The sequence below is a fragment of the Streptomyces sp. NPDC090025 genome (assembly GCF_044748125.1).
GTDB lineage: Bacteria > Actinomycetota > Actinomycetes > Streptomycetales > Streptomycetaceae > Streptomyces.
Genome location: NZ_JBIVFL010000005.1, coordinates 23,332 through 41,525 on the forward strand (window position 1 = coordinate 23,332; position 18,194 = coordinate 41,525).

The window sequence follows — 18,194 nt, forward strand, 5'->3', positions numbered from 1 at the left end:
CGCCGCCCCGTACGTACGGTCAGCCGCCGCCCTCCACCACGGGCGTCGTCCAGCCCGGGAGTGTCGAGCCGTCCGGGAGGGTGCCGGTGAGGCGGAGCGGCGCCGTCGACGTACCAGGAGGGCCGGCGGGTGCGGCGAACACCCGCCCGCGCGCGCCCGCGCGTACCGCTCCGGTGACCGTGACGCCCACCACCCGCCGACTGCCCGCCGCGAGGAAGTAGCGCGGGCCGCCGGGCGCCGACCAGTACGTCCCGGCCAGGATGTCCTGGCCGAACCGCCCGCAGGCGGCCGTGTCCCGCACGGTCGTCACGGGCAGGACCCTGCCAGGTACCTCAAGGGTGACGGCCACCCGCCCCGCGCCTTCCCAGGCGTCGGCGCGGGCGCACACCCACAAGGCGCGCCCGGCCTGTCCGGGCAGCGGCTGTTCGGCGAACTCCCAGCGGTTGACGGAGCGGACCCCGCTGTCGCGCAGGCCCGCGAGGGAGCACGCGGAGTGCGCCCAGGCCGCGAGCCCGAGCGGCCCGGCGGCCTCGCGCGGCTGCCGCGCGCGGTCGCCCGGCACGGGCAGGGGTGTCCAGCTGAGATGGGCCGGGACGAGGCCGCCCAGGTCGGCGAGGAGGAAGGCGTGGTCCTCCACGATCTTTGAGGAGGAGCGGAGTTGGAGGACGGTGGCCCCGGTGCAGGGGGCCGTGGCGGCGGCCGGTCCCGGGCCCTGCGGCCCGGAGCGGGTGACCGGTTCGGTGGTGCCGTCGGCGGCGATCCGCAGGGGCCGCGCGGCCGACGCGGGCGCGCGCAGGTCGCGGGTGGCGGCCTGGGCGATCCAGGGGGCGAGGAGGTAGCGGGTCCGGTCGCCGGTGTGGGTGAGGACGACGGCGGCGGCCGTCACCACGTTCCCCTCGTCGGCCGTGGTCCGCGCCATGGCCGGGCTGCCGCCCGCCCCGGACGCGGACGCGGCGGGCTCGGTGTAGCGGACGAGGGTGTGGCCCGTATGGAGCAGGACGACCGCCGTGCCGTCCACCGTGCCCGCGTAGAGCAGTTGGGGCCGCCCGCCGCCGTCCCGCCCTCCGCCGTCCCGGGCGTCGTGCGCCCACGCGGTCGACGCCCGCCGGAGCAGGGCCTGGTCGCCGGCCCGGTCGCCACGGGCGGGCCAGACGGAGAAGTCGACGTGCGAGGTGTCGGCCCATTGCCCGGCCGGTGCCTGTACGGGGGTGAGCGCGGCGGCGGACAGGACGGCCGCCGCCGTGTCGGGGGCGGCCGACGTCGACGAACCGGCCAGCGCCCCGGCCACGGCTCCGGTCCCCACCAGCAGGACGGCGGCCGCCGCGACCGCCGCGAGGCGGGTCCTGCGGCGTCGGCGCAGCAGGTCGGTCGGCCGCAGGTGGACGGTGCAGGGATCGAACTCCGGCCTCAGCAGCAGCTCCCCCACCCCGGGACCGCCGTCCGCCCGCAGCCTTTCGGCCAGGGCCACGGCCCGCGCCGGGTCGGTGACGCCCGCCCCGTGGAGCAGTGCGACGACGGCTTGGGGGGCGAGCCCTTCCAGGGCGGTCAGGGCGAGCGCGGCTCTGGCCTCGGGCGTGGCGGCGGCCAGTGCCCGGTCGAGGGCGAGCTCATCGGTGCCACCGGCCCGGGGAAACACCCGCAGCCCCAGCATCCGGGGCAGCGCCACGCCTTTCGACACCCGCATGGGCGGCCGGAGCGCGTCGCGCACGAGACGGGCGCGCAGCCAGTGGTGCGCGGTGGCCGCGGTGTCCGCGGCGGCGTCCTTCGCGGTGCCGTCGGCGGATCGGGCCCCGGGGATCGACGCGCCGGGCGAGCGGTCCGTACCGCCGTCGGCCCGGCCGAGTCCGCGCTGCACGAGAGCGTGCGCGGCGAGCACCCGTCGGTGGCGCCCGAGTTCCGGGGGCAGGATCAGGTGCGCGAGCCGTACCAGGTCGGGGTAATGCTCCACGAGCGCGGCCTCGGCCGCTTCCCGGGAGGGCGGTCGCGGGGCGGGTATGGAGGCCGTGCGGTCGAGAGGGCCGTTGCGCTGAGGGGACTGCATACCGGGAAAACGAGCCCGCGCGGCGGACGTCACGTTCCTCCCGGCCCGCAGGCCCGGGTCGGCGGCTGTGGACCCGGGCCTGGGTGCTCTCAGCTGGGTGGCCCCAGGGGGAGGCGGTCAGAGCGGGCGGACGTCCTCCGCCTGGGGGCCGCGGTCGCCCTGGGTGACCTCGAACTCGACCCGCTGGTTCTCGTCCAGGGCCCGGTATCCGCTGGTGACGATCGAGCTGTAATGGACGAAGACGTCAGGGCCTCCGCCGTCGACGGCGATGAACCCGAATCCCTTCTCCGCGTTGAACCACTTCACCGTTCCTTGCTGAGGCATGGCCCGAACCTTTCTGTCGCGTCCGAGGCAACTCACCTCAGCACCGCGATCAACATCCCCTCACCACCCACCACAAAACGCCCGCTATACGGCTCGTTCGAGTGAATCGACACCCCGCTCATCGGACACGGTGACGAACACACATACGACCGCGATGTCAGGGCGACTCTTCCGCTTCCGTCGACTCCCTTACCCCGCAAGGGGTTTGACGCTTAACCTCGACCTTCCCCGTACGTTACCGATGAGTCGCACCCGGGCCCGGAGGTCGCCATGAGCACCGCGCAGCACCTGCTCGACAGTCGCCCGCACTCCATCGCGCATCTCTTCCTCGACCGGGTCGCGGCCACCCCGGAGCGGGAGGCGTACCGCTACCCCGTTCCGGTCGCCGGGGCCGAGGAGTGGCGGTCGCTGACCTGGGCCGAGACCGCGCGGCGGGTGAAGGCGATCGCGGCCGGGCTGCTCGATCTGGGGCTCGGGTCCGAGGAGCGGGTGGCCATCGCGTCGTCGACCCGGGTGGAGTGGATCCTGGCCGATCTGGGTGTGATGTGCGCGGGCGCGGCGGCGACGGCGATCTATCCGAGCACCAACGCCGACGAGACGGCGTACATCCTGGCCGACTCCGACAGCCGGGCGATCTTCGTCGAGAACGCCGAGCAGCTGGCGAAGGTCACCGCGCACAAGAGCGAGCTGCCCCGGCTCGGGCACGCGATCCTGTTCGACCCGGCGGGCGACGAGAGCTCCGACGGCGGGGCGGTCGACGGGCTCGACGTACTGACGCTCGCCGAGCTCGAACGGCGCGGGGCCGAGCGGCTGGCGCGCGACCCGGACGCCGTCGAGGCCACCGTGCGGGCCATCGAACCCGAGCAGCTGGCCACCCTGATCTACACCTCAGGCACCACCGGTCGCCCGAAGGGCGTGCGTCTGGTGCACGACTGCTGGTCGTACCAGGCGGCCGCGCAGGAGGCGACCGGGCTCGTGCTCCCCGACGACGTGCAGTTCGTCTGGCTGCCGCTGGCCCATGTCTTCGGCAAGGCGCTCGTCGCGGGGCAGGTGCAGTCGGGCCATGTCATGGCGGTGGACGGCCGCATCGACCGGATCGTCAGCAATCTGCCCGTCGTCCGGCCCACCATCATGGCCTCCGCGCCCCGGGTCTTCGAGAAGGTCTACAACGGCGTCGCGGCGCGGGCACGCGCCGAGGGCGGGGCCAGGTACAAGATCTTCCAGTGGGCGGCGCGGGTGGCCCGCGACCACGCCAGGACCGGGCAGGAGCGGGTGGTGGCCACGGGCCGCCGCTCGGTGCCGCTGTCCCTCGCGGTGCGGCACGCCGTCGCCGACCGGCTGGTCTACGGCAAGATCCGCGCGGCCTTCGGCGGCGCCCTGCGGGGCAGCGCGTCGGGCGCGGCGGCCCTCGCCCCGGACATCGGGTACTTCTTCGCCGGGGCCGGGGTGAAGGTCCTGGAGGGGTACGGCCTCACCGAGACCAGCGCTGCCTGCACGGTCAACCCGATCGACGACTGCCGGGTCGGCACGGTCGGCAAGCCGCTGCCCGGCACCGAGGTCCGGATCGCCGAGGACGGCGAGATCCTGCTGCGCGGCCCCGGGGTCATGCGCGGCTACCACAACCTGCCCGACGCGACCCGCGAGGCGCTCGACGACGACGGCTGGTTCCGCACCGGGGACATCGGCGAGGTGGACGAGCACGGGTACGTCCGGATCACCGACCGCAAGAAGGACCTGTTCAAGACCTCCGGCGGCAAGTACATCGCGCCCACCGAGATCGAGGGCCGCTTCAAGGCGCTCTGCCCGTACGTCAGCAACGTCCTGGTCATCGGCGACGGCCGCAACTACTGCACCGCCCTGATCGCCCTCGACGAGGCCGCGATCAGGGGCTGGGCCGCCGGAGCGGGCCTCACCGGGCCCGGCGGGGCGAGCACCTACGCCGAGATCGTGGCGTCCCCAGCGGTCCACGAGCTCGTCGACGGCTATGTGCGGCGCGTCAACGCCGACCTGCAACGCTGGCAGACGGTGAAGAAGTTCGCCGTGCTGCCCCGCGATCTCGACGTCGAGCACGGCGAACTCACCCCCAGCCTGAAGGTCAAGCGACCGGTGGTGGAGGGTGCGTACGCCGATCTCGTCGCCGCGATGTACGAGGGGGCACGGGAGGCGTGACCTCCGGATCCAATATCCCGGATCTTGGATATCGGATCCGGGATGTTGGATCCGGGATGTTGGATCCGGGATGTTGGATGTTGGATCCCGGACATTGGATACGGGATCCGGGAAGTATTGGATCCGGATCAGTCGAGCGGAAGCCCGAGCAGCGCGTTCTCGACGATCTCGGGCATCGCCGGGTGGATCCAGTACTGGCCGGTGGCCATCGCGCGGGCGTCCAGGCCGAAGGACATGGCCTGGATCAGCGGCTGGATCACGGTCGGGGCCTCGGGGCCGATGATGTGCGCGCCGAGGAGTTCGCCGGTGGCGGGGTCGGCGAGGAGCTTCGCGAAGCCGGTGGTGTCCTCCATGGCCCAGCCGTAGGCGATGCCGCCGTAGTCGCGGGTGGCGGTCACGTACGCGCGTCCGGCGGCCCGCGCCTCCTGCTCGGTGAGGCCCACGGACGCGATCCGCGGCTCGGAGAACACCGCGTGCGGGACGTAGCGGTGGTCGGAGGAGCGCGGGGCGTCGGGGTGCAGCAGGTTGTGCTGGACGGTGCGGGCCTCGTGGTTGGCGACGTGCTTGAGCTGCCAGGGCGAGGAGATGTCGCCGAGCGCCCAGACGCCGGGCACGGTGGTGGCCTGGTGCTCGTCGACGACGATCCGGCCGTCGGCGTGCAGGGCGAGGCCGCCCGCCGCGGCGTCCACCAGGTCGGCGTTGGGGCGGCGGCCGACCGCCACCAGGAGTTCGTCGCTCTCGACCTGCTCGGCCCCGTCGGGCCCCTCCAGGTCGAGCCGGATCGCGCCGTCCGCGGTGCGCTCGGCGCGCAGCAGCTTGCGGTGCAGCCGGACGTCCCACTGCTCCTGGGCGAGTTCGGTGAAGCGGCGCGCGACGTCGATGTCCTCGTGGCGCAGCAGCAGGTCGCCGCGGGCGATCAGGGTGACGGCGACACCCAGGGAGGAGAAGACGTGGGCGAGTTCGGTGGCGACGAAACCGGAGCCGAGGATCGTCATCCGGCGCGGCAGCCGCTCCAGGCGCATGACGGTGTCACTGGTGTGGAAGCCGAGCGTGTCGTCGAGACCGGGGACGTCGGGGACGACGGGGCGGCTGCCCGCCGCGACGACGAACCGGTCGGCGGTGAGCATGACCGGTCCTTCTGCGGTCGCCACGGTCAGCCTGCGCTCGCCGGTGAAGCGGGCGGTGCCGCGGACCAGGGTGACGTTGTCGCTGCCGCTCGCCCGCCAGCGCTCGCCGCCGGACGCGATGGCGTCGATGCGGCCGAAGACCCGGTCGCGGACGGCCGGCCAGTCCACTCCGCGCAGTTCGAGGTCGACGCCGAGGCGGGCGCCGTGCTCGGGGGCGCGGGCGGTGTCGGCGGTGTGGACGAACATCTTCGTCGGGATGCAGCCGACGTTCAGGCAGGTGCCGCCGTAGCTGTCGAGCGGGCCGATGCCCTTCTCGACGAAGGCCACATTCCAGTCGGCGAACCGTTCGTCGACGATCGAGTTGCCGGATCCCGAGCCGATGACGACGAGATCGTAGTGCTGTTCCACGAGGGGCTCCCTATCGGGTCGCGGTGTCCGCGGCGCGCGTGCGGGACGCGGGCGCGCGGGGGCGGCGGCGCGGCCGGCGCGGTCCGCGCCGGTCACCCCAGGATGGCGGGTGGGCCGCACGCACCGGAAACCGGGGCGTGGGTCACGGCACCTGGGACGGTGTCGGCGGCACCGTACGGGCCCTCGCGCGGGACACCGGACGGCGTCTAGCGGAGCGGCGGGGTGGGCAGGGGGTCGCCCTGGCGGGCGGCGAGGGCCATGATCACCAGGGAGCCGGTCCAGCCGAGCGGGGCGACGGCCGCGGGGCGGCCGGCCCCATTGACCGTCTCGGGGAGTTCGCCGAGGGTGTTGCGCTGGGCGAGCACCCAGTCGAGGACGCCGTCCGCGCGGGCGGGTTCGCCGAGGTGGGCCCAGGCGACGGCGAAGAAGCTGGTGCTGGCGGTCCAGGCGTAGCTGCCCCAGTGGGATCCGGGGTCGTCGCCGGGGGCGAGGCCGCCGTTGGGCTGCCGCAGGGCCTGCTGGGTGGCGGTGAGGGCGGCCGGGAGGTCGGCGGGTGCCTGGTTGAAGGGCGGGGCCAGGAAGGCGGCGGCGCTGTCGCGGCCGTGGCGGCCGTCGATGGTGCGCTGGTAGCCGAGCGGGGCGAAGTGGCGGGCGATCCCGGCCGAGAGGGTGCGGGCGGCGGTGGTCCACCGGGTGCGGTCGATGTCGTGGCCGAGGGTGGTGGCGAGGTCGGCGGCGGCGTTCAGTCCGGCGAGGAGCGGGGCGGCGGTGCCGATGGTGGTGGCGGCGGTGGGCGTCTCCCAGTAGTCGGGGGAGGCGGGCGGGAGTCCGTTGGCGCCGAGCGAGGCGGCGGCGTGGTCGGCGGCCTTGCGGACCATGGGGTAGAGGGCGGTGAGCCGGGCGGTCCGGTCGCCGGTGGGGGCGGCCCGGTACCACTGCCAAGTGGCCCAGGGAACCCAGCCGTTGGCGTCGAGCTGCCAGGGGCAGGCGTCGGGCGGGCCGCTGCCGTCGAGCTTGGTCCGGGCCTCCCAGGTGCCGTCGGAGCGCTGGGTGCGAGCGTCGTACTGGAGGACGCGGTACGCCTCGGCGTCGTGTCCGGTGGCGGCGAAGGCCGCGGCGACGAAGGCGCCGTCGCGGGGCCAGGAGTACATCCAGGCGGGCGACCAGGCGGCGGCGGAGGCGCCGTTGGGCTGGAGCAGCGCGCGCATGGAGAGCAGGGCGCGGCGAGCGGTGGCGCGTTGGGCGGCGGTGCCGCCGGGGACCGTGCCGGTGGCGAGCCAGCGGCTGTTCTCCGCGGCCTGCGCGACGGCTCCGGCGTCGTCGGCGGGGACGATGACCGAGGTGCGGGCGCCGGTGGGCAGGTAGCGCCAGCGGCCGGAGGGCAGCCGGAGCACGTTGCTGTCGCCGACGTAGGAGGCGCCGACGGTGAAGGCCGGTCCGACGGCTTCGGTGGCGGTGTGGTTGCTGAGCAGTCCCGAGGTACGGGCGGCGAGCGCGGCGGTGGGCACGTAACAGGGGTCGGTCTCGCCGCACCGTTCGGTGCCGGTGGGCTCGACGTGGAAGGCGAGCCGGGTGCCGTAGGGGTGCCAGCCACCCCAGTACGCCTTGTCGTAGTTCCAGCTGGTCAGCGAGCCGGGCACGGTGGACGTCGTGCCGTACCAGGCGATCGGCTTGTTCTCGGTGGTGCCGGCCTGGAGGTGCAGGTAGTAGGTGGTGCCGGGGGTGACGGCGGTGTTCACGGGGAACTCCAGCCAGCCTTCGCCGGCGCCGCCGAGGGAGGCGAGCGAGAGCGTGCGGGCGGCGACGGCGGACGCCGGGTCGGTTCTGTTCCTGCGGATCTCCACGGTGATCCGGCCGGTCGCGGCGCCGCTGGCCACGTACACGCTGACGCGGCTGATGCTCCTGCGGGTGGTGGTGAACGCCTGCGCGGCCGCGTTGTTCGTCGCCTTGACGCTGAAGAGGGCTTTGGTGTGCCGGGCCTGTCCGTCGTAGAACGTGGCCGCGCGGTGCGCGGGGGGTGGTCCGCCGAGGAGGCCGAGGGCGAGCGCGGGAAGCAGCGCGTAGGTCGTCGCGTGGAACATGGTCGAGTCCCTTCCCCTTCCGAGGCGGTGCCGTTCCGCGACACTGCCGTCCGGTCAGGCTGCCGCACAGGTGGGACATATCGGGGCAATTGGATCGATGTCCTCGCCTGTACGGCGCAAGGCCGATTTCTGACTGCTCCGGAGGTGTGCCCGCCCTGGCGGGCCTCACGCTCCGTCAGGGCGGCGGGGCGGCCCGGAATATCCGCGACAGCCACGCTGCTGGTCATCGTCGGTCCCGCACAGCAGGCAGCGGGGAGCGGGCGGCAGGGAGCCGCCAAGAGCCGTTCACGACCGGCGGCAGCGACCGAAAGGCAAAGCGTGACGTCTCGATCTGTCCCGGACCTGGACGGTCTCTATCCTGAACTCGGCCGGGACGGCACCCTCCAGGGCGCCCTTCAGCGGGCCCTTCACCTGTCCGGATACGGGTGGGACGTGCTCCCCGAAGCAGCGCCGAGAGGAAGGCGATCGGAGGCACGGGCGGACACAGGCCGCCGGACGACGACCGTTCACCTGGGCATCCAGGACCGCTGCTTCCTCGTGAGTTTCTGGGAACGCGGTGTCGCGATGGCCAAGGGCTCGGCAACCACCGTGAACGAGGCTGCCACGGCCATGGGGGTCTGGCAGTCCGGGGGCGGCTTGGCGGATCTGCGATCCGCCTGCCCGTACGTCCGATACGGGCCGCTCGCCGAGGCTCATGAACGCGGCACCGCGGTCGAGGCCAAGTGGGAGATCTACCGCCGGTCCACGGCGCCGCACGTCGACCACGACCTCATCGAGGCCTGCTACGCCCAGCCACGGCTTCGCGCCCTGTTCCCCTTCCACAGTCACAGGTCGCTGACGTTCAGCCGCTGCACCGGTTTCCCCTACACCCACGACGTGCCCGTGGTCACTCCCGTGGCCGGGAAGTACCGCGTCACCTGGTGGAGGACCCGCTCGCCTCAAGGACCGGCGGACATCGGAGAGGCCGACAACCCGCGGGACTCGGTCGCCATGGTCGTCGCCCGGCTCCCGCACGGGTGCGGACCGGCGGTCGCGGGCACCGCGGACGACCTGGACATGCCGGGCTCCGCGTAGCGCCCCGGACGGCACGCACGAGTGCGCGGGGCGCGCGGGCAAGCGCTCTCTGGGTGGTTCGCGCCGTTCTGTTCGGGGTTCCGGACAGGCTGGGGGGTGGATCGGGTCAGGACGCCGGGAACGTCGGGTCGGGCGGGGCGGGGCGACGTACGGTCGGCGGGTCCGTCGGCGGTCCGCGCCCCGGACCTCGCCCTCCGGCCCCCGCCCCATCGAGCGTCCAGCGCCGCCCGTGTGCCCGCATCGTGAGCATCGCCGAGGTAGGGAGAACCCCACCGTGCCGTCCTTGCTGCACTACGAACTCGTCGTGAATCCCACCGACCTCCAGGCGTCCCGGCCCGGGGCGCCGTCCATCGGGGCGGTCTACGTGATCGCCTCCAACCCCGGCGTCAAGTCCGTCAGCGTGGAGAGCATCGCGCTGCGACCGGCCGTCGGCGACGGCACGAACGATCTCACCCCCTCCCCCGAGAACGTCGCGGCGAGCTACGTCGTGCACAAGTTCAACCAGGCCGACAAGCCCAACGGGGCGGTGAGCTTCGGCTGGAACGCGGCCAAGGTCGCCTTCGAGCTGATCTCCTTGGTGAACAGTTCGTTCACCCTCAGGCCGGAGAAGTCGGTCGTCCTGAAACTGGAGAACCTGAGCGTCGCGGCGGCGGCCGGACTGACCCTCCTGGAGATCGAGGAGTACGACGGCACCAACACCCGCCGCACCACGCTCGCCGTGGCCAAGGGCACCCCGAGGGCCCCGCGCGACTTCCGCGCCGCGCGCACCCTCCTCGGCGAGGGCCAGCAGGTCGAGCTCCATTGGGACGGGCCCGACAACCTCGACTACTGGATCCAGTTCCCCGACGGCCGGACGGACCTCGTCGCCGCCGCGGACAAGGGGCCCGCGGTGACCGACCGGTCCTATGTGTGGCCGCCGCCGAACTCCGGCTCGGGCTCCGGCTCCGGCTCCGGCGCCGACCTCGCCCGGTTCCCGAGGCGCGGCAGCACGTACACCCTGATAGCCGGGACGAACGTCGCCGGGCAGGCGCGGCACGGGACCTTCCTCACCACCACCGTCCACGCGCTGATCCCCGAGTTCGGCAGCGGGACGCGCACGCCGTGGATCGAGGCGGAGGCTGCCAAGGGCCGGATCACGTTCACGGCCGAAGGCACCCGGACCGACGCCGGACGGGCCGACGGCGGGACCCGCGAGCTCGGGACGGTCACCGCCCTGACCGCCGACGTGCACGACGTACGGACCGAGTCGGTGACCGGCCGGGCCGCCGACTCCGGATCGGTCGACTTCTCGCCTGCCGGGCTCAACGTCCGCAAGCACGGCGGGGACTGGGGCACGGTCAGCGCCGAGAAGGCGGACGTCACCGGCGTCAACACCAAGTGGGTGCAGGGCCGGACGTCCGCCGACGGATGGATCGAGTTCCCGGCCAACGGCGTGAACGTCTTCCAGGGCGCCGGGGACCGCACCTGGGGCACCCTCACGGCCGGTGAGGCGGACCTCAACGACCTGGACGTGCGGCGGGCGACGATCGAGGAACGGCTCACCCTCAAGGGCGGGTTGAACATCGAGAACGTCCTGGAGGCGCAGGTCGGTCCGCCGCGGCTCATCGTGCACGCGCCGACGCAGTTCGAGAAGCGGGTGAACATGGCCGTCGACCTGCACGTCGACGGAGCGTCGGTGTTCCTGGGGAAGGTGAACGCGAACGGGCACCTGTCGGTGCGCAACAAGAACGTCGACTGGATCATGCACACCAACGACGCGCTGGTGTCGATCAACGGGGACCTGCGGGTGCACGGGACGACGAACACCGACAGCTCGAACACCGAGCTCTGACGATCGCCGTGCGTACGGGGCCCGGGGCGGCGCGCGCCGAGCCCCGTACGTCCCGCGCTCGGTACGTCCCGAGCCCCGGGCGCCGGGCCCGTACGCCCTGCCGTCTCCGCCCTGCCGTCTCCGCCCTGCCCGTCCTCGCGGCTACCCGTCCTCGCCCCGCCAGTCCCCGTGGTCCTCCGCCAGGTCCCCGACGAGGGCCAGCAGCGCCGCGGCCCGCGCCGGGTCGTCCCGGTCCGCGCGCAGCGCCTCGTCGAGCGTCCTGAGCCTGGCGAGGGCGGCGGGATCGCCGTCCACGACCGCGTCGAGCAGCGGCCCGGTGACCAGGTCGAGGGACTCGGTCAGCAAGGCCCTGGTCGACCCGGCGGGCTCAGCCGGGGCGGCGGGGTCGAGGTCGGGGGTCAGATGGCGGGCCGGGTCCGTCAGGGTCCAGCCGACCACCGCCCCGCCCCGCAGGAGCAGCGACACGTCCGGGGCGATCCCGATCCGGGCGTCCGGCGGCGCGTCGAGGACGTCCGCGTCGCGAAGGCAGATCAGCGCCGCGTCCCCCGGCGCGCGGCAGAGCACCGGGCACATCTCCAGCCGGCCGTCGCGCACCTCGTCGGCCCGGAGGCCGCCCGGGCGCAGCGGCGGCAACGGCGGGAGCCGGTCGGCGGTCTCGGCGTACGAGGAGGTGTACGGGAGCTGGAACTCGAAGCCGACGAGCCGCCGGGTCTCCTGGTCGAAGCGCAGGATGTCGGGCGTGTCCCACAGGAAGTGCCCGCTGCCGAAGGTGGCGGAGAGGAAGCGGTCGCGGGCCGCCCGGTCGGTGTAGGGGCCGACGTCCACGGCGCGGGCGGCCGTGAAGCGGGGGGCGAGCGGCAGCGGGTCGTCCGTGACGGTCGCCGTCCAGCCGTCGTCCAGGGTCACTCTCATGTCGTGCCTCGCCACGTGTCCCGCCACTCGTCCCGCCACTCGTCCCGCCACTCGTTCCGCCACTCGACTTGCCGCTCGTCCTGCCACTCGTCTTGCCGTTGGTCCACCGCCGGCCCCGCTGATCGCCGGGCCGCCCGTCCCACGACCCGGCTCGTCATTTGATCTGCACCGCCGGTGGCATGAAGCCGTTCTTACCAGGAATCCTGCCCTGCACGATGTCGTCGTGGGTGATCGGCCGGCCCGCGTCGGTGGCCTTGGCCCCGTTGCCGACCGCCGTCGCTCCGGAATCGCCGAGGACGCCGGAGGGCCCGTACGCCGTGATCGCCTGGCCCGCCTCCGAACCCGCGCCCTTGGTGATGACGACGTCCTCGCCCTGCCGGAAGATCAGGTTCCCGGAGCCGCCGGTCGACTGGTAGACCGCGTCGGGGTTCTTGAGGATCTCCAGGACCCGTTCGTCGGTGAAGCCGTGCATGGTGTCGCCGTGGTAGTCGGGGTGTTTGCGGAACCGGCCGCCGTCGGCCCGGTCGATGACACCGTCCGCCGCCTTCACGGAGCGCTGCCGTTCGCGCTCCTCCTTGGTGTACCTGGGCGCGAGACCCAGCGGGTCGCAGCCGTCGTACGGGTTGTCGACGTAGCCGACGGGGTTCGGGGCGGGTCCGAGGCCGAGCGGGTCGGGTGAGGTGTAGCGGCCGGTCTCGGGGTCGTAGTGGCGGAACAGGTTGTGGTGGAGACCGGTCTCGGGGTCGTCGTACTGGCCGGGGAAGCGCAGCGGTGTGTACGCGACGCTGTCGCGGGACCAACTGGTGCTGCCCCAGAGCGTCCTGCGGGTGTGCCAGGCCACGGTGCCGTGCTCGTCGACGAGTTCGGTCGGGGTGCCGGTGAGGTCGGTGACGACGGCGAAGAAGCGCCGGTCGATCTCCTGCTGGAACTGGTCGGCGGTGAGGACGCGTTCCGTCTGGGCGAGCGGCACGACGTCCCGGTGGTCCCAGGTGAGGGCGACGCTGTGCGGGTCGTCGGGCCGGTGGCTGGTCTGCTCGCACAGGGTGAGGCCGTCCCAGGTGAAGCGGACCTCCTCGGCCACGGTCCGCCCGTCGGCGGCGAGGCGCTCCTTGGCGGTGCGGCGGCCGAGCGGGTCGTGGCGGTAGCGCCACCGGGTGCCGTCGGGGGTGGTGACGGCGGTGAGGCGGTTCTCGGTGTCCCACTGGTAGTGCCAGGTGTCGGGCTTGCGGGACGGGCGGGCCTTCTGGCGCAGGGTGACCCGGCCGAGGGCGTCGTACTCGAAGCGGACGCCTCCGGCGCGGGTGACGCGGGTCCCGGTGTACTCGCGCCGCCCGGTGGCCCCGCCGCCGGGGTGCCGGTCCGGCCAGTGCGCGTCGGTCTGGTTGCCGCTGTCGTCGTAGGTGTACCGCTCGGTCCAGCCGGGGGCGTGCACGGCGGTGATCCGGCCGAGCGGGTCGAGGTCGAACGTACGGGAGCGGGAGGAGGGACGGCGGGCGGGAGCGCCGCCCGGCGCGCCGGACTCGGCGCGCCCTGCGTGCCCGGCACCTCCGGCCTGGTCGGCATCCCCGCGGTGGTCGGCATGCCCGGCGTGCTCGGTGATCGCCGTCAGGCGGCCGTCGGCGCGGTAGCGGTACGAGCGGCCGGTGACCGTCCGGCGGCCCGCGGTGACCTGGTGGGTGTCGAGCCGTCCGGCGCCGTCCCAGGTGGAGGTCATGGTGAGGGTGTCGCCGAAGACGCGGGCGAGTTCGCGGCCCGCGGCGTCGTGGTGGAACTCGACCTGCCGGTCGCCGGTGGTGAGGCGGACAGGCAGGCCGTCGTCGCCGTAGTGGTACGTGGTGACGTGGCCGGTCGGGGTGGTGCGGCGGACCCGGCGGCCGAGCTCGTCGTAGCCGTAGACGATCGGCCGGCCGTCGACGAGCTCCGTGCGCACCCGCCCGCAGCGGTCGTACTGGTAGCGGAGTTCGCCGTCCGGGCCGACCGCTTCCAGGAGGCGGCCCGCGCGGTCGTGGGCGTACGTGGTGATCCGGCCGTCGACGTTCTTGCTCAGCACCTGTCCTAGCGGGTCGCGGGCGAAGGCGATGGTGCCGCCGAGGGCGTCGACGCGTTCGGCGAGCCGGCCCGCCGCGTCCACCCGGTAGTGCAGGGTACGGCCGTCGAAGTCGGTCTCGGAGACGATGTTGCCGACCGCGTCGTACGAGTAACTCCAGCTCAGACCTTGGGCGTTGGTCACCCGGGTGAGCCGGAGGTCGCGGTCGTGCTCGAAGGTGTACCGGGCGCCGTCCGGCCGGGTGGTGGTCAGCGGGAGGTCGAAGTCGGTGTACGTGTACCGGGTGACGGCGCCCGAAGCGTCGGTGTGGCTCAGGCAGTTGCCCTCGCCGTCGTAGGTCCAGGACTGGACGGCGCCGTCCGGGGCGGTGCGCCGGGCGAGCTGTCCGTCGGGGGTCCACGCCAACTCGGTGACGGATCCGGTGGGTTCGGTGACCCGGACGGGGCGGCCGAGTCCGTCGCGCTCGGTGCGGGTCGTCGCGCCGCGCGGGTCGGTCACGGCGACGGTACGCCCCGCCGCGTCGCAGACCACCCAAGTGGTGCGGCCGAGGGCGTCGGTGACGGAGGTGAGCCGGCCCGCCTCGTCGTAGCGGGACCGGGTGGTGCGCCCGGCGGGATCGGTGACCTCGGTGCGGTTGCCGCGCTCGTCGTGGGCGTACCGGGTGCGTCCGCCGTCCGGGCCGACGACCTGCACCGGGAATCCGGACTCGTCCCGCTCGAAGCGCAGTTCGGTGCCGTCCGGGCGGACGGCGGCGGTCATCCGGCCGTCCTGGTCGTGGTGGAAGGTGTGGGTGGCGCCGAGCGGGTCGGTGCGGGACAGCAGGTTGCCGTCCGGGTCGTGGCGGAAGCGGGTGGTGTGGCCGAGCGCGTCGGTGGTGGCGACGATCTGACAGCCAGGTCCGACGACATGCCGGGTGACGCGGCCGTCCGCCGTGGTGAGGACCGTCGTGCGGTGGCCGGTGGCGGGGTCGGGGCCGCCGTAGGCGAGGGTGATCTGGATGTGGCCCGCGGCGCCGCCCTCGGCGATCACCCGGTCGTGGTCGTCGTACACGTAGTCGTAGCGGCAGCCGTTGGAGTCGATCCAGTCGACGACCCGGTGCCGCTCGTCGTAGTGGAAGGTGGTGACGGCGCCCGACGGCCGGGTGACGGTGGCGAGTTCGCCGTCCTGGTAGCCGTACGCCATCAGCGGCAGGTCCGTGCCGCCCGGGCCCGCCCCGGTGAGCGCAAGGGTGGCGATCCGGCCGTCGGCGGTGCCGAGGGTGAGCTGGTGCCCCGCCGAGTGGGTGAGGGCCAGCGGGAGCCCGTCGGCGGCGCGGTCGACGGTGACGCTGTGCCCGTTGGGTTCGGTGACGGTGGTCAGCCAGGCGGTGCCGTCACCGCCGGGGGCCGTACCGGACGTCGTACCGGGTCCGGCTGCGGAACCGGGCGCCGTACCGGGTCCGGCACCGGATCCGACAGCCGGTCCGGGTCCGGCACCGGCCGGGGCCGTGAAGCGGCGCACCAGGCCGGTCAGCGGGTCGGTGATCGTGTAGTCGCCGTCGGTCTCGCGGGCGAGCCGCGCGCGGATCCGGCCGCGCCCCGGCCCGGTCGGCACGCCCGGCGCGGGGTGCGGATAGGGGACGAGCAGTCCGTCCGCCGTGATGTGCAGGACTCCGGCGGCGTCGACCGTCAGCCGCTCGTCGACGGTGGACGACCAGGCGGCGCCCAGGAACCGGCCGGTCGCGGTGCCGGACTCGGTGCGCCGGGTGAACAGCAGCGGCAGGATGCCCGCGATCTCGACATCGGTCTGGGGCAGGAACATCCGGCCGGTGGCGAGGTCCACCGGGTCGGTGTCGTCGATGAGACGCTCGCCGTCCGGGCGGCGGTGGGTGCCGTCGGGGGCGTCGTCGAGCAGCCGCCGCAGACGGGCCGCCTCGGCCGCCTCCTCGGCGAGCCTGACGCCCTTCACGGCGCCGCCGCCACCGCCGGTGGCGACGGTCAGGGCGAGGTCGGGGATCAGCCGTCCGACGCCCTCGGACGGGTCCTTCATGAAGTCCTTGACCATCGTCGTGGCGGTGCCCACAGGGTCGTTGGCGGCGACCACGAGTCCGGCGGCGAGGCTGTTGAGGGAGGTCGCGTACTCGGCCGGGTGGGTGAGGTTGTACGGGTCCATCGGGTTGACCGAGCGGACGAAGTTCAGGATGCCCGCGGTGCCCTTGATGATGCCGCCGCCGAAGTGGTCGCCCATGAGCTGGAATTCCTCGGCGCCGTCGCGCACCTGCTCGGCGTACGAGGGCTTCTTCGGCGCCATGTCACGGGCGGCGCGGACTGCCGAACGCGCGGTCTCCGCCGCCGAGTTCCGCTGCCTGCGGGCCTCGGCGAGGATGTCCTGCGCCTCCTTCATCAGCTGCTTGCCGGGGTCGTCGAAGGTCGCGGCCGGGCGCGGCGGCAGGGTCTTCGGGTCGCGCTTGTCGGACGGCTGGGCGTTGTAGTGGTCGACGGCCTTGTTGTAGTCGTCGACCCGCTTGCGCTGGGCCTCCGCTGCGCCCTCGGACGCCTTGGTGCCCTGCTTCCACTTGTCGATGGCGGTCTGTGCCTGGTCCTGCGCCCAGGTGACGGTGTCGGCGAAGGACTCCAGGGCGCCGAGCGCCTTGGCGGTGGCGTCGGAGGCGGCGAACCACTTGGGCGGCTGGGTGGCGACCGCCGTCCGCAGGGCCTCGGCGGTCGCGCCCTTCAGGTCGGTGGAGCCCAGGCCCTTGATGCCGGTGCCCGCGCTCTCGAAGGCCGCCTCGAAGGCGCGGAGCTTGTCGGCGGTCGCGTTGATCTTGGACGCGCTGCCGTAGATCAGTTTCGTCTTGTCCTCGGTCTGCCCGAGGTCCATCTCGCCGACCTCGGCGCCCATCCGGTTGGCGAGCGACCTGGACTGCTCGCGCACCCAGTCCGCGCCGGACTCCCAGCCGACGTCCTCCAGCCGGTCGGCGGTCCAGTTGCCGACGTCCTCGACCCGGTTGCCGACCCATTCGACACCGTCCTCGACCGCGTCCTCGATGACGTCGGGCGTGATGTCGCTGATGAAGTCGCCGATTCCCACGATCAGTTCCCCTCGGGGCGGTCCTGTCGTGCCGCCCGCTCCTGCGGCGACGGGCCGAAGGTGTCGTCGACGGCACGGTCGAAGGTGTCCTGGTCGACGCCCAGGAGTTCGTTGAGGATCCGCGACTGGCGGCCGCCGTTGCCCTCGGTGAGCAGGGTGCGGCCGGTGTCCTTCCAGGTCTGGCCCATGTCCTGACCGGCCTTCTCGAACGACTGGGGGCTCCAGTCCGGGTCGAGGGCGTCGGGGGTGAAGATGTCGCCCCAGTCCTGCCGGGCGATCTCGTCCTCGCTCGCGTGCGGGTTGCCGCCCATCAGGGAGTTGGCGCCGACCTTGAGCGTGCCCTCGATGTACTGGTCGTGCTCCCACTGGGTGCCGGCGGCGAGCCCGAGCCGGTTGGCGAGCTGGCTGGCGTCCCGTACGAGAGCCCGCACGCCCCATTCCCAGCGCTCGCAGAAGTCCTCGAAGTCCACCGAGAGCCCGTGGTGTCCGGCCTCCATCCCGGTCATCGCGAGTTCGGAGAAGCCCTTGCCCATCACCGATCCGGTGGAGCCGCCGAGATCACCGAGCGCGTCGATGGTGGCGCCCACGCCCTTGGTGAACTTCTCGACGGAGGCTTTGTCGAAATGGAGTTCCGCGCCGTCATCGCCCATCGGGGCGCTCCGTCCCTCGGTCCACCGGTTCATCGGTTCGTCGGTTCGTCGGTCCCCCGGGGTGCTCCTCCACTCGGTCCACGGCGGCCTCGTCCGGCACGATGCCGACGACCGGTGGGAAGAACATCGAGCCGTCCTCGGTGGCGATGTCGACGGCGAGCCCGGCGGGCTCCCCCAGCGACGGCACGATCTCGTCGACGATCCGCGCGCCGAGCAGCGCCGCGAAGTCCCAGGGGTGGTCGCCCGGCCCGTGGCGGAGCGCGAAGCGGGCGAGCGCGGCCCGGTCGGTGAACCCGCAGATCCAGCGGACACCGCCCGCCCGCACGGACCACAGACCGCCGTCGGCGATCGGCACGAGGAGCACCGAACGCCGCATCTCACCGACGAGTTCGCGGGGGTCGTCCCCGCCCCGCCTGCGTTCGGCGATGCGCTCGGCCAACGCGGTGCCCGGTCCTCCCACG

At 73.4% G+C, this 18,194-nt stretch carries 11 protein-coding genes; 3 read left to right on the forward strand and 8 right to left on the reverse strand.

Annotation, left to right across the window (positions count from 1 at the left end; genetic code table 11):
- Positions 1 to 19: 19 nt before the first annotated feature.
- The gene (locus tag ACIPXM_RS14720; RefSeq protein WP_401655254.1) at positions 20 to 1,948 is read right to left on the reverse strand and encodes a hypothetical protein; all 1,929 of its coding nucleotides are present in this window, start codon (positions 1,946 to 1,948) and stop codon (positions 20 to 22) included.
- Between the two features lie 210 nt (positions 1,949 to 2,158).
- Complete coding sequence (locus tag ACIPXM_RS14725) at positions 2,159 to 2,365, reverse strand: cold-shock protein (protein ID WP_401655256.1); 207 nt, start codon at positions 2,363 to 2,365, stop codon at positions 2,159 to 2,161.
- A gap of 270 nt (positions 2,366 to 2,635) precedes the next feature.
- On the opposite strand from ACIPXM_RS14725, the gene ACIPXM_RS14730 reads away from it, so the two are divergent.
- Entirely contained in the window at positions 2,636 to 4,534 is a 1,899-nt protein-coding gene (locus ACIPXM_RS14730) for an AMP-dependent synthetase/ligase (protein ID WP_401655257.1), read from the forward strand.
- A 128-nt stretch (positions 4,535 to 4,662) separates the two neighbouring features.
- Here ACIPXM_RS14730 and ACIPXM_RS14735 read toward each other — a convergent pair whose 3' ends face one another.
- Together ACIPXM_RS14735 and ACIPXM_RS14740 are read right to left on the reverse strand one after the other, a co-directional pair.
- On the reverse strand, positions 4,663 to 6,069 hold the full coding sequence (locus tag ACIPXM_RS14735) for a mycothione reductase (RefSeq protein ID WP_401655258.1): 1,407 nt from the start codon (positions 6,067 to 6,069) through the stop codon (positions 4,663 to 4,665).
- Between the two features lie 206 nt (positions 6,070 to 6,275).
- Entirely contained in the window at positions 6,276 to 8,150 is a 1,875-nt protein-coding gene (locus ACIPXM_RS14740) for a hypothetical protein (protein ID WP_401655259.1), read from the reverse strand.
- 537 nt (positions 8,151 to 8,687) lie between these two features.
- On the opposite strand from ACIPXM_RS14740, the gene ACIPXM_RS14745 reads away from it, so the two are divergent.
- Both ACIPXM_RS14745 and ACIPXM_RS14750 read left to right on the forward strand, forming a co-directional pair.
- Positions 8,688 to 9,224: a DUF6193 family natural product biosynthesis protein gene (locus tag ACIPXM_RS14745; RefSeq protein WP_401655261.1), complete on the forward strand. Its 537-nt coding sequence runs from the start codon at positions 8,688 to 8,690 to the stop codon at positions 9,222 to 9,224.
- 274 nt (positions 9,225 to 9,498) lie between these two features.
- Positions 9,499 to 11,055, forward strand: coding sequence for a hypothetical protein (locus tag ACIPXM_RS14750; RefSeq protein ID WP_401655262.1), 1,557 nt, complete (start codon positions 9,499 to 9,501; stop codon positions 11,053 to 11,055).
- A 141-nt stretch (positions 11,056 to 11,196) separates the two neighbouring features.
- Here the strand turns inward: ACIPXM_RS14750 and ACIPXM_RS14755 are convergent, their stop codons facing one another.
- The 4 genes from ACIPXM_RS14755 to ACIPXM_RS14770 all read right to left on the reverse strand — a co-directional run bounded on the left by ACIPXM_RS14755 (position 11,197) and on the right by ACIPXM_RS14770 (position 18,172).
- Positions 11,197 to 11,967 (reverse strand): hypothetical protein, encoded by a 771-nt coding sequence (locus tag ACIPXM_RS14755; RefSeq protein ID WP_401655263.1) that lies wholly within the window; start codon positions 11,965 to 11,967, stop codon positions 11,197 to 11,199.
- Positions 11,968 to 12,121: 154 nt separating this feature from the next.
- The gene (locus ACIPXM_RS14760) at positions 12,122 to 17,083 is read right to left on the reverse strand and encodes a putative T7SS-secreted protein (RefSeq protein ID WP_401655264.1); all 4,962 of its coding nucleotides are present in this window, start codon (positions 17,081 to 17,083) and stop codon (positions 12,122 to 12,124) included.
- Between the two features lie 2 nt (positions 17,084 to 17,085).
- Positions 17,086 to 17,733 (reverse strand): hypothetical protein, encoded by a 648-nt coding sequence (locus ACIPXM_RS14765; protein ID WP_401655265.1) that lies wholly within the window; start codon positions 17,731 to 17,733, stop codon positions 17,086 to 17,088.
- Entirely contained in the window at positions 17,723 to 18,172 is a 450-nt protein-coding gene (locus ACIPXM_RS14770) for a hypothetical protein (protein WP_401655266.1), read from the reverse strand. The genes ACIPXM_RS14765 and ACIPXM_RS14770 overlap by 11 nt, the downstream gene beginning before the upstream one ends.
- Between the last annotated feature and the right edge of the window lie 22 nt (positions 18,173 to 18,194).